Origin of the sequence: Actinomadura fibrosa, from assembly GCF_900659615.1 — a bacterium.
Classification (GTDB): Bacteria; Actinomycetota; Actinomycetes; order Streptosporangiales; family Streptosporangiaceae; genus Spirillospora; species Spirillospora fibrosa.
In genome coordinates this window covers 1-11,257 of the sequence record NZ_CAACUY010000265.1, presented here as the reverse complement: position 1 = coordinate 11,257, position 11,257 = coordinate 1, and the positions used below count along the sequence as shown (strand labels likewise).

General features: G+C 75.0%; 10 protein-coding genes and 1 pseudogene. 6 read left to right on the top strand and 5 right to left on the bottom strand.

Going from position 1 to position 11,257, the window contains the following annotated elements:
- Positions 1 to 1,032: hypothetical protein (locus tag E1300_RS41995; RefSeq protein WP_131762862.1), on the bottom strand; the 1,032-nt coding region annotated here is incomplete at its 3' end.
- 189 nt (positions 1,033 to 1,221) lie between these two features.
- Between E1300_RS41995 and E1300_RS41990 the strand changes: the two genes are divergently transcribed.
- A complete protein-coding gene (locus E1300_RS41990; protein WP_131762861.1) occupies positions 1,222 to 2,151 on the top strand; it encodes an EamA family transporter in 930 nt (309 codons plus the stop codon).
- Positions 2,152 to 2,177: 26 nt separating this feature from the next.
- On the opposite strand, the gene E1300_RS41985 is transcribed toward E1300_RS41990, so the two are convergent.
- Together E1300_RS41985 and E1300_RS41980 are read right to left on the bottom strand one after the other, a co-directional pair.
- The gene (locus tag E1300_RS41985) at positions 2,178 to 3,767 is read right to left on the bottom strand and encodes an FAD-dependent monooxygenase (protein ID WP_131762860.1); all 1,590 of its coding nucleotides are present in this window, start codon (positions 3,765 to 3,767) and stop codon (positions 2,178 to 2,180) included.
- Positions 3,768 to 3,788: 21 nt separating this feature from the next.
- Positions 3,789 to 4,748 (bottom strand): MBL fold metallo-hydrolase, encoded by a 960-nt coding sequence (locus tag E1300_RS41980; protein WP_131762859.1) that lies wholly within the window; start codon positions 4,746 to 4,748, stop codon positions 3,789 to 3,791.
- Positions 4,749 to 4,984: 236 nt separating this feature from the next.
- On the opposite strand from E1300_RS41980, the gene E1300_RS41975 reads away from it, so the two are divergent.
- From E1300_RS41975 to E1300_RS41955, 5 genes are all read left to right on the top strand, one after another.
- The gene (locus E1300_RS41975; RefSeq protein WP_131762858.1) at positions 4,985 to 6,310 is read left to right on the top strand and encodes a hemolysin family protein; all 1,326 of its coding nucleotides are present in this window, start codon (positions 4,985 to 4,987) and stop codon (positions 6,308 to 6,310) included.
- Positions 6,307 to 7,326 (top strand): CNNM domain-containing protein, encoded by a 1,020-nt coding sequence (locus tag E1300_RS41970; RefSeq protein WP_131762857.1) that lies wholly within the window; start codon positions 6,307 to 6,309, stop codon positions 7,324 to 7,326. The genes E1300_RS41975 and E1300_RS41970 overlap by 4 nt, the downstream gene beginning before the upstream one ends.
- Before the next feature lie 69 nt (positions 7,327 to 7,395).
- Positions 7,396 to 7,635 (top strand): helix-turn-helix domain-containing protein, encoded by a 240-nt coding sequence (locus E1300_RS41965; RefSeq protein WP_131762856.1) that lies wholly within the window; start codon positions 7,396 to 7,398, stop codon positions 7,633 to 7,635.
- 3 nt (positions 7,636 to 7,638) lie between these two features.
- Positions 7,639 to 8,196, top strand: coding sequence for a Clp protease N-terminal domain-containing protein (locus tag E1300_RS41960; protein WP_131762855.1), 558 nt, complete (start codon positions 7,639 to 7,641; stop codon positions 8,194 to 8,196).
- Between the two features lie 38 nt (positions 8,197 to 8,234).
- Positions 8,235 to 9,617, top strand: coding sequence for an FAD-binding oxidoreductase (locus E1300_RS41955; RefSeq protein ID WP_131762854.1), 1,383 nt, complete (start codon positions 8,235 to 8,237; stop codon positions 9,615 to 9,617).
- Between the two features lie 372 nt (positions 9,618 to 9,989).
- Here the strand turns inward: E1300_RS41955 and E1300_RS41950 are convergent, their stop codons facing one another.
- On the bottom strand, positions 9,990 to 10,910 hold the full coding sequence (locus tag E1300_RS41950) for a hypothetical protein (RefSeq protein WP_131762853.1): 921 nt from the start codon (positions 10,908 to 10,910) through the stop codon (positions 9,990 to 9,992).
- Positions 10,911 to 10,983: 73 nt separating this feature from the next.
- A pseudogene (locus E1300_RS51930) lies at positions 10,984 to 11,257 on the bottom strand (hypothetical protein); the annotation flags it as partial.

Genomic DNA, 11,257 nt, shown 5'->3' with positions numbered 1-11,257 from the left:
GCCCGAACTGACCCGCGGGGCCGGGCGGGCGGCGGCGGGCAGGGCGAGGTCCTGGCCGGCGCGCAGCGCGCTCGTGACGCGCTCGCGGAGGGCCAGCTCGGCGCGCCGGGCGTCCTCGGCCAGCTCCTCGATCTCGGCGCCGGCCACCGCGTCGCCCGCGGTGCTCGCGAGCAGGTCGCGGTAGCGGGCGTTCTGCTCGGGCAGGGCCTGGAGCACCTTCGACTCGTGGTAGGCGTCGCCGGCCTCGCCGGCCCGGCGCGCGTACGCCTCCAGCGCCTCGATCCGCGCGGTCACCGAGCGGACCGAGGCGTCGAGGGCGCGGTCCTGCGGTTCGAGGAGCGCGCGGACCCGCGGGGACAGCCGCTCGGGCTGCTGCGCCCGCCGCTCCCGGCGCAGCCGCGTGTGCTCGGCGAGCGCGCCCGCGATCGCCCACTCCTGCCGCGGCAGCACCACCGTGTTGTGCACGTCGTCCAGCAGCCCGGCGCGGTGGGCCTCCGACCCGAGGACCGCGTCGATCGCGCGCTGGGCGCGGACGAGCAGCCGCGCGGCGGGCCGGTCGAAGTCGCCCGGCAGCAGGTAGGCGCCGTGGTGCTCGCGGGCCGCGCGGGCCGCCGCCGGCTCGCGGACGTGCCGCAGCGCGCCGGCGACCCAGCCGGTGAAGCTCACCCCGGCGAGCACGACGGCCGCCTCGGGGCTGCCGAGCAGGATCAGCAGGACCTGGAGCGCGGGCGTGAGCATCATCGCGAGGACGGGCAGCCTCCCCCACCGCATCGCGCCGCCCATCAGGTCGCCCTGGTCGAGCGAGGCGAGGAAGAACAGCCGCAGCCAGCCGCCGGGCAGCACGCCGTAGAAGAACGCGAACGCGGGGATCCAGAGCAGCCGCGCGAGGACGGTGGCGGCAGTGAGCCGCGGGGGCGGCGGCGCGGGCATGCCCGCCGCGACCAGGTGCTCCGGGGCGGCGGCGAGCAGCGCGCGGTCGTCCTCCGGAAGGTCCGGATCGACGACGGGGCGAGGACGGTTCTCGTCGTTCATGGGCGCTCACCACCGCATCGGGAGTTCTCCGGCCTTCGGCCCTTCCGTACCTATCACGGGGAACACGTCCACTCCAGATTGTCACGTAATCCGAACATTCGGCGAGGGGTGGCGCCGCGCCATTCCGCCGACCTTTTAGCGACCCCTGAATCGCTGTGCAGGACGGCCCGTCCGGGATGGGGTGGGCGCATGGCCGTCGCCCTCGCCGTGATCTTCGCCGGAGTCCTGCACGCCACCTGGAACGCCATCGCCAAGGGCGCCGCCGACCGGTGGGCGTCGTTCGCGCTGATCGGCCTCGGGCAGTCGGCGGTGGTCGTGCCGCTGCTCGCGGTCGTCGACCCGCCCGCGGCGGCCGCGTGGCCGTGGCTGCTGGCGTCGCTCGCCGTGCACCTCGTCTACATGGGCCTGCTGATCGCCTCGTACGGCCTGGGCGACTTCGGGCAGGTCTACCCGCTCGCCCGGGGCAGCGCGCCGCTGATCGTGGCGCTGGTGGCGGCGACCGCCCTGGACGAGCGCCCCACCTGGGCGCAGACCGCCGGAATCACCGCCATCTGCGGCGGCCTGGCGGTACTGGCCTTCACAGGCCGCACCACGAACACCCCCAGACCCGCCGCGCCCGCGCCTCCCGCCGCACATGCCGGGGCCGACCCGTCCCCGGGAAGCGCCAGCGGGGGTGCCGCCGGGGGCGCTGCGGGGTGGCGCGCTGTGGGGGCGGCGCTGCTGACCGGCGCGTCGATCGCCACCTACACGCTGCTGGACGGCGTCGGCGTCCGCGCGGCCGAGGGCGCCCTGCCGTACGCGGTGTGGGAGTTCGGCATCGAGGGCCCGCTCACCGTCGCGGCCGTGCTGGCGCTGCGCGGCCCGGGGACGCTCGCGCGGCTGGACCGGCGGCAGTGGGCGGCGGGCCTCACCGGCGGGGTGATCGCGATGACCGCGTACGGGATCGTGCTGTGGGCGCAGACCCGCGGCGCCCTCGCCGCCGTCGCGGCGCTGCGGGAGACCGGGGTGATCTCCGGTGCGATCATCGGCGCGGTGTTCTTCTCCGAGCGGCTCGGCCCGCGGCGCGTCGCCGCCGCCTGCGTCGTCGCCGCGGGCGTCCTCCTCCTCACCGCGCACTAGGGCACGCCATGCCACTGGGCGGCGGGTCACTGTGCGGCGGTCTCCTGGATGGTGTGGCCGAGGGCTCGGCGGAGGGCCGCGATTACGGCGGGCCGCGATGGGCGCGGGAGGACCGCGGCGAGGTGCGCGTCCGGACGGACGAGCCAGACCTCGCCGGGACGCAGCCCGAGCGCCGTCGCCAGGGCGCCCGTGGCGGCGAGGGCGGCGGGGCGCAGGACGCGCAGCGGCACGCCGGGCGCGGCGTCCTCGAACCCGCCGTCGGCGCCGCACTCGGCGTCCGCGGCGAGCAGGAGGGTGAAGCCGTCGCGCAGCAGTTCCCGCAGCCGGGTCGCGCCCGGGGCCCAGGGCGGCGCCGCCCGCAGCGGCGCGTCGGGCACGATCACACCGGGCGCCGGAGGTTGCAGGGCGCCCTTCGGCGGGCGCCCGGTCGGCGGCCTGGACGGCTCGGGCGTGGTCAGCGGCGACGCCGTGTACCAGAACGGCTCGGCGAACCGCCCGGAGTCGATCGCCGACGCGGCGGCGGGGTCGGCGGCGGCCCGCTCCAGGGCGCGGCGCCGGGCCGTCCAGCCCTCGTCGGTCGCGGGGACGAGGAAGCGCATCGTGGCGGAGGTGACCGCGAGGTTCTCCGCCGCCGCCGCGCCGCGCTCGGCGTCGTAGCTGGCGAGCAGCGCGGGCGGCGCCCAGCCGCGCGCCACGAACGCGATCTTCCAGGCGGCGTTCTCGGCGTCCGGGACGCCGGAGTTCAGGCCGCGGGCGCCGAACGGCGCGTACAGGTGCGCGCAGTCGCCGGCGAGCAGGACGCGCCCGGCGCGCATCCGTTCGGCGACGCGGGACTGGAAGGTGTACACCGACGCCCACGTCACCTCGTACGGCCGGGCGCCGATGATCTGCCGGACGCGCCGGTCGAGGCCGCCGCCCATTTCGTCGGCGAGGGAGAAGCCGGGCGGGACCTGCCAGTCGATCCGGTAGCGGGACCCGGGGCACGGGTGGATGAGCACCTGGCGGCCCGGGTTCCACGGCGGGTCGAAGTAGAAGCGCCGCTCGTGCTCCCATCCGGGCAGGTCGGCCCGCAGGTCCACGATGAGGAAGCGGTCGGCGAAGGTCTCCCCGGGGAACGCGATGCCGAGCGCGTCGCGGATCCCGGCGTGGCCTCCCGAGCAGGCGATCGCGTAGGGGGCGCGGACCGCCGAGCCGTCCGCGCAGCGGAGGACGACGCCGCTCCCGTCCTGCTCCACGCCCGTCACCTCGCGGCCCCGGCGGATCTCCACGAGATCCTCGGCGGCGGCGGCCGCCTCCAGGATCGCCTCGGTGCGGGACTGGGAGATGTTCACGCAGGCGGGCAGCGTCCCCGCGTCGGCGAACCGCCAGGAGAACAGCTCGGTGCCGCGGAAGTAGGTGCGGGCGGTGGTCCACGCGAGCCCCTCGTCCGCGACGGCGCCCGCCCCGGCCGCCGCCCAGATGTCCAGGACGTCGCGCTGCTGGCAGATCGAGCGCGAGCCGATCGCCTCGCGGGCGGGGCGCCGCTCCAGCACGAGCGCGGGCACCCCCCAGCGGGCGAGGAGCAGCGCGGCGGTCAGCCCCACGGGTCCCGCCCCGATCACGACGACGGGGTCCATCCGTTCCCTCCGGGCACCGGGTCAGTCCTGGAGTTCCGCCCACACCTCGCGGTCGCGCTCGGCCGTCCAGATGCGGGGCCGCTCGACGCCGTCGAGCTCGTCCCACAGGCGCGACACGTCGAACGGCAGGCAGTGCTCGAAGATGGGCCAGCCGCCGTACGCGGGGGCGAGGGCGGCGTGCACGGCGGTGAAGGCGTCCTTGAGGGAGCCGCCGCGCTCGCGGACGGCGCCGACCTCGCGGAGCATCGTCTTCAGGAAGTCGCGGGTCTGGTGGATGGCGGCCCGCGACGCCCGGCGGTCGCGCGCGACGGCGCCGCGCCCGCCGACGAGGATCTCCGCGCCGAACGAGGCGACGTGGTCCAGGGTGCCGGACGCCCAGTCGCGGTGGAAGGCGTCGCCGGTGTAGAGCGCGGCCTGCGTCTCGACGAGGTCGCCGGCGAACAGGATCCGGTGCCGGGGCAGCCAGGCCACGATGTCGCCCTCGGTGTGGCCGCGGCCGCAGTAGGCGAGGTCGAGGTCGCCGCGGTCGCCGCCGAGGTCGATGGTGAGGGTGCCGGAGAACGTGACGCCGGGCCAGGTGAGCCCGGGAATGCCCTCCGGCTCCTTGAACAGCCGCGGCATCCGCGCGTGCTCCGACTCCCAGTCCTCCTTGCCGCGCTCGGCGATGAGGGCGCGGGTCCGGTCGTGGGCGATGACGACGGGCGCCTCGAAGGCGCTCGCGCCGAGCGTCCGGACGGCGTGGTAGTGCGAGAGCACGAGGTAGCGGACCGGCTTGTCGGTGTGCGCGCGCAGGAGGGCGAGCCAGTCGCGGGCGGCGGCGGGAGTGGCGAGGGCCTCGAAGCAGACGAGGAAGTCCTCGCCCTCGATGGCCCCGACATTGGGATCGCCCTCGGCCGTGAGCGCGTAGACCCCGTCGGCCAGGACCTCCAGCGTCTGCGTCTTGTCGTCCATGTCGGCGGACGACGCGAACGGTCTGGGCATCGATGCCCCCTCGCAGTCGTGGCCGCGCTTTGCTCGCGTGGGCGCGGCCGGTCACGCGCAGGATGTCATTCCACGCCGCAGTGGTCGATAACCGTCCCAACCTGGGTCTAGAGCAACTTCCGGGACGGTTCCGGGCGCCGTGCGCGCACGGTGATCCGAAACGGGGTAGGGAGCCTCTCGACGGGGACGCGCGGAGGGACCGTCCGGGCGCCGGGGCGACGACACGGGGAGGGCCGGTGAACGCAGTGCTCGGCCTGCTGGCCGTGCTGCTCCTGACCGCCGCGACCGGCTACTTCGTGGCCCAGGAGTTCGCGTACGTGACCGCCGACCGGCCGCTGCTGGAGCAGCGGGCCGCGGAGGGCGACCGCGCGGCGGCGCGCGCCGTCCGGGTGATGGAGCGGCTGTCGTTCATGCTGTCGGGCGCGCAGCTCGGCATCACCGTGACCGCGCTCGTGGTGGGCTTCATCGCGAAGCCGGCGCTGGCCGACCTGATCGCGCCGGTGCTGGAGGCCGCCGGGGTGCCGCGGGGCGCGACCGGCGGCGTGGCGGTGGCCCTCGGGTTCGCCCTCGCCACGATCGTCCAGATGGTGCTGGGCGAGCTGTTCCCGAAGAACCTGGCGCTGGCCGAGGCCGAGCCGATGGCGCGCGCGCTGGCCGCGTCCACCCTCGTGTACCTGACGGTGGCGTCGCCGCTGATCCGCCTGTTCGACGCGTCCGCGAACCGGCTCGTCCGCGCGGTGGGGATCGAGCCGGTGGAGGAGCTGCACCACGGCGCGACCCTGGAGGAGCTCGGCAACATCATCGGCGAGTCCGGCGAGCAGCTCCAGGAGGGTCACGCCGAAATCCTGGGACGGGCGCTGGCGTTCTCCGACCTGGACGCGGAGGAGGTGATGATCCCCCGGGTGGACGTCGTCACCGTCCCGGCGTCGGCGCGTGCCGCCGACCTGAGCGACGTCATCGCCGCGAGCGGCCACTCCCGCTACCCCGTCGTCGGCGAGGGCGTGGACGACGTGGTCGGCGTGGTGGGGCTGGAGGAGCTGGCCCGGCTCACCCCGGCGGAGGCGGGCGGCACCGAGGTCCGCGCGATCGCCGCGCCGCCGCTGCTGCTGCCGTCCTCGCTGCCGCTGCCGGACGTCGTGGCGCGGCTGAAGTCCGCCGGCGCCCCGCTGGCGTGCGTGCTGGACGAGTACGGCGGCTTCGCGGGCCTCATCACCTGGGAGGACGTCGCCGAGGAGCTCGTCGGGGCGATCACCGACGAGCACGACCCGGACGAGGACCTCGTGGTCCGGCACGGCGAGTGGTGGACGGTCGACGCCGGGCTGCGGATCGACGAGGTCGCCCATGAGACGGGCGTGGACCTGCCGGAGGGCGACTACGAGACGGTCGCCGGCCTGCTGCTCCAGCGGCTCGGGCGGCTCCCGCACCCGGGCGACACCGTCGCCGTCGGGCTGCCGCCGACGCGGCTGGACGAGCCGCCGCGCACGGCGGTGCTGGAGGTCGTGACGATCCACCGGCACGTCCCGGAGCTGATCCGGCTGCGGACCGTCGAGGAGGACGGGTGAACCTCACCCTGGGCGCGCCGCTGACCCTGGCGCTGCTGGCCGGCAACGGGTTCTTCGTCGCCGCGGAGTTCGCGCTGGTCGCGGCGCGGCGGCCGCGGCTGGAGCGCGCGGCGGCGGAGGGCGGCCGGGCCGCGGCCGCCGCCGTCGCGGGGATCGACGAGCTGACGCTGACGCTCGCGGGCGCGCAGCTCGGCATCACGATGTGCTCGCTCGGCCTCGGCCTCGTCTCCGAGCCGGTGTTCGCCGAGACCCTCGCACCGCTGTTCCACGCGGTGGGGCTGCCCGGCGGCGCGTCCCACGCGGTGGCGTTCGTCCTGGCCCTCGCCGTCGTGACCTTCCTGCACATGGTGGTCGGCGAGATGGCGCCGAAGTCGTGGGCGATCACCGACCCGGAGCGGTCGGCGACCGTCCTGGCACTGCCGTTCCGCGCGTTCACGACGGTGGTCCGGCCCGTCCTCGCGGCGCTGAACGGCACGACGAACGCGCTGCTGCGCGCGATCGGCGTCGACCCCGACGGCGCCCGGGACGTGTCGCGGACGCCGGAGCAGCTCCGCAGCATCGCGCTGGAGTCGCGGCGGCTCGGGCTGATCGGGGACACCGACCTCACCCTGCTCACCGCCGCCCTGGACGCGCCGCGCGCACCGCTCGCGGGCCTGGTCGTCCCGGTCGAGCGGATCGTGTGGGTCCCGGCCGCCGCGACGCCGCAGGACGTGATCGACGCCGCCGTGCGGACCGGCCGCACCCGCATCGTCCTGCGGGACGGCACCGGCCGAGGGCAGGCGCGCATGGTCCACCTCCGAGACGCCTACCTGGCCCGCGCCCGCGGCGAGGACACCCCGGCGGGCGAGCTGGCGCACCCGGTGCCCGCGATGCCGGTCGGCACCCCCGTCGGCGAGGCCGTCGCCACACTCCGCCACCACCACAGCCAGCTCGGCGTGGCGCTGACGCCCGACGGCCGGGTCGCCGGCCTGATCAGCCTCGACGACCTGCTCACGACACTCCTGACCCCATCCTGAGAACTCCCTAGGGAACGCAATCGTCAATGTAGGTTGACACCCCATGCGCGTCAACCTACATTGACAGACATGAGCGACAGCGACGGAGTGACGCTCGCCCGGGAGGCGAGCAGCAGGGACCCGGCGGTCGGGCTGCGGGCGGTGCGCGCGCTGCGCGAGCTGGCCGAGCGGCTGGAGGCGCTGCAGGTCGCGAGCGCCCGCGAGCAGGGCTGGTCCTGGCAGGACATCGCGGTCTGCCTCGGCGTGAGCCGTCAGGCCGTCCACAAGAAGCACGGCGGCGGGCGCCGCCTTCTCTCGAAGGAGCGATAGGGGATGTTCGAGCGATTCAGCGACGCCGCGCGGACCGCGGTGAACGGCGCCCAGGCGGTGGCCCGCTCGCTGGGCGACCGCCACATCGGCACCGAGCACCTGCTGCTGTCCCTGCTGGAGGGCGGGGACGCGACCGCGGACACCCTCGCCCGACACGGCCTCGACCCGGCCGACCTCCGCGCCCGGATCGCCCGCGGCGACAACGCGGGCGGCGACCCCCTCGACCCGGAGGCGCTGCGGGCCATCGGCATCGACCTTGACGCCGTCCGGGAGGCGACGGAGGAGAGCTTCGGCGAGGGCGCGCTCGACGTCCCGGCGGGACGGCACCGCCGCTCCCCCACGGGCCACATCCCCTTCATGGCGGACGCGAAGAAGTCGCTGGAGCTGAGCCTCCGGCAGGCCCTCCGCCTCAAGTCCAAGCGCATCGACAGCGGGCACGTCGCGCTCGGCGTCCTCCAGGACCCGCGCTTCCGGTCGACGCGCCTCGCGGACGCGGCGGGCGCCGACCTCGACGCCCTGCGCGCCGACCTCGTCCGCCAGGTCACGGCCAAGGCCGCCTGACCGGCCGCACGGCCCGCGCATGTGATTACTTGGAGACCATGGGCGCTTTCCTGGATTCCCTGCGCGACCGGGTCCCCTCCGACCGGATCGTCACCGACCCGGACGTGATCGCCGCGTACGCGCACGACCAGGCGCAGTGGGCGCCCCACGGGTCGCCCGCCGCGCTCGTCCGGGCCGGGTCGGTCAAGGACGTGCAGGGCGTGGTCGCCGTGTGCGCGGAGCACGGCGTCCCCATCGTGCCCCGCAGGGCGGGCACCGGCCTGTCGGGCGGCGCGAACGCGCTGGACGGCTGCGTCCTGCTGTCCCTGGAGGCGATGGACGCGATCGTCGAGATCGACCCGGCCGAGCGGCTCGCGGTCGTCCAGCCGGGGGTGGTGAACGACGCCCTGCGGCTGGCCTGCGCCGAGCACGGCCTCTGGTATCCGCCGGACCCGGCGAGCGCGCCGTGGTCGACGATCGGCGGGAACGTCGCCACGAACGCGGGCGGCCTCTGCTGCGTCAAGTACGGCGTGACCCGCGACTACGTCCTCGCCGTGGAGGCGGTCGTCGGCCGCGGCGAGGTCGTCCGGCTCGGCCGCCGCACCGCCAAGGGCGTCACCGGGTACGACCTGTGCGGCCTGCTCGTCGGCTCCGAGGGCACGCTCGGCGTGATCACCGAGATCACCGTCCGGCTGCGCGGCGCCCGCCCGCCCGAGCGCACGATCGTCGGCTACTTCGACGACCTGCGCAGCGCGGGCGAGGCCGTCGCCGCCGTCACCGCCGCCGGGATCGTCCCGAGCGCGCTGGAGCTGATCGACCGGCACTGCCTGCGCGCGGTCGACGCGTGGCGGAACATGGGCCTGTCCGCGGACGCGGACGTCCTGCTCCTCGGCCGCACCGACCTGCCAGGCGAAGCGGGCGAGGCGGAGGCCGACGCGATGGTCCGCCTCTTCGCGGAGTCCGGCGCCACCTGGAGCGCCCGCTCCGAGGACGAGGCGGAGGCCGAGGCACTGTTCGCGGCCCGCCGCCTCGCCTACCCGGCGCTAGAACGGCTCGGACCCGTCCTCACCGAGGACGTGTGCGTACCGCGCGGGCTCGTCCCGGAGATGCTGAGCCGCATCGAGGCCACCGCCGCCGAGTGCGGCACCCACATCGCCAACATCGCGCACGCCGGCGACGGCAACCTGCACCCCCTCATCATCACCCCCGCCGGCGACGACGCGGCCCGCGAGCGCGCCCAGAAGGCCTTCGACCGCATCGTCGCGGACGCCATAGCCCTAGGCGGCACCGTCACCGGCGAACACGGCGTAGGCCTCCTGAAACGCCGAGGCCTCCACGACGAACTAGACCCCGCCGTAATCGACCTCCACCACGCCGTAAAGGCCGCCTTGGACCCGGCAGGCATCTTCAACCCCGGCAAAATCTTCGGCACCCCGGACTAACCCCACCGAAGGAAACCCGGGAAGTCAGCGCCCCCGGCCGGAGGGTGCTTGAAGCCAAGCCCCGAACGCACGCGAAACGTTGCGATCGCGTGCGAAGCCAAGTTCGAGCGTGCGAGAACTTGATCGCGCAGCGACCCGCTAGGCCAGCCGGAGCGATGCGCCGATCGCCGCAATGCTCGGGCACGCCCAAGCACACGGCGTATGCACCCCAGCCCGCGCGGACGCGAAACGTTGCGATCGCGTGCGAAGCCAAGTTCGAGCGTGCGAGAACTTGATCGCGCAGTGAGCCGCCAGGCGAGCCGGAGCGATGCAGCGATCGCCGCAACGCCCGTTGAAGGAAGGCCCGCTAGGGCCTGACGCCGAGGGCGCTGCTTACTGTTCGGCTAGCCATAGTTGGATCAGGTCGCCGGTGTCTTCGGTGAGCATGCCGACTTCGACGCCTTCGCCGTCGGTGTCGATCTGGACGCCGACGGGCCGGAGGTCGGGGACGAGGCCGCTGGCGAGGGCTTCGCGTTCGTCCATGTGCTCGTAGGCGCCCGGGCGCCACCAGTAGATCTGGGCGGTGATGGGCCGCTCCCCCACGCTGACGTGTTTGGCGGCCAGGTCCTGGAGGGTCGCGAGGACCGTGACGAGGTGCTTGTCCGTGCCGATTCCGTGGAAGAGGACGTATTCGGGGACGGGGAAGGCGAGCAGCGCGCCGTACGGGAGCGGGCCGGGGAAGTAGCGGCCGAGGACGTGGACGTGGGCTCCGATGTAGCGGTGCCGTTCGCCGATGTGGGCGACGCGGACGCCTTCCACGTCGTGGGTCTGGATGTAGTGCGGCTCGTCTTCGATCGAGTGGGCCAGGGCCTTGCCGAAGACCGCGTTCTCGTTCGCGCCGCCGAGGTCGGCGCGGTTGAGCGGCATCATCGTGTCGGGGTGGTCGGCGACGACCGCCTGGACGAGCCCGGGTGCCAGGGTGCGGGTGACGAGGGCGGCTCTCATCCGCTCGTCGAGGGCCTCTTCGGGGTAGAGCCGGACGCGGAGGTCGTCCGTCATGGCCGGGGCGGGCGCGGAGTTCCGCTCGAACGCCCGGACCGCCTGGTCGGCGTAGCGCGCCGCGATGCCGGGCAGGTGCTCGGGGGCGCTGCGGCGGGCGTGCTCGCGCCATTCGCGGATGCCCGCCTGGACGCGGGTGCCGTCCCGGAGCGTCACGCTCACCGTCTCGGGGTCCGGCAGCGAGGCCGCGTACCCGCGCTGGGCGAAGGCGTCGACCAGAGCGGAGCCGATGATGTCGGGCGTGTTCGCGTTCATGGTCTTGTATGACTTCCGCGGTCCGGCGAAGGTTCCCGGAACCGGGCCGTCAAATGATCAACCGTTCCGGTGGTCAGCGGCCGAAGTAGCCGACCAGGGCGGCGGCGCAGGCGTGGCGCCGGGCCGGGTCGGTGGGGAAGCGTTTGCGGCATTCCGCGAGGACCCAGGCGGGTGTGGCGGGCGGCGCGTGGTGCGGGGCGCGCGTCCTCGGCCGGGGTATCGGGCGCGGTCGCGGGTTCCGGGTGACCACGGGCCGGGGGTGCGTCGCCGTCCCGCCTTGGCTCGGCCGCCCGGCGGGCTGGCCGCCGGGCCTGCCGGGAGGGGCCGCGGGGGGTGTCCCGGCGGGG

Excerpts from the sequence above, each read along its gene's own strand:
- E1300_RS41985 (WP_131762860.1), bottom strand. The coding sequence starts at position 3,767 with ATGGACCCCGTCGTCGTGATCGGGGCGGGACCCGTGGGGCTGACCGCC.
- E1300_RS41960 (WP_131762855.1), top strand. The coding sequence starts at position 7,639 with ATGTTCGAGCGATTCAGCGACGCCGCGCGGACCGCGGTGAACGGCGCC.
- E1300_RS41980 (WP_131762859.1), bottom strand. The coding sequence starts at position 4,748 with ATGCCCAGACCGTTCGCGTCGTCCGCCGACATGGACGACAAGACGCAG.
- E1300_RS41990 (WP_131762861.1), top strand. The coding sequence starts at position 1,222 with ATGGCCGTCGCCCTCGCCGTGATCTTCGCCGGAGTCCTGCACGCCACC.
- E1300_RS41950 (WP_131762853.1), bottom strand. The coding sequence starts at position 10,910 with ATGAACGCGAACACGCCCGACATCATCGGCTCCGCTCTGGTCGACGCC.
- E1300_RS41955 (WP_131762854.1), top strand. The coding sequence starts at position 8,235 with ATGGGCGCTTTCCTGGATTCCCTGCGCGACCGGGTCCCCTCCGACCGG.
- E1300_RS41965 (WP_131762856.1), top strand. The coding sequence starts at position 7,396 with ATGAGCGACAGCGACGGAGTGACGCTCGCCCGGGAGGCGAGCAGCAGG.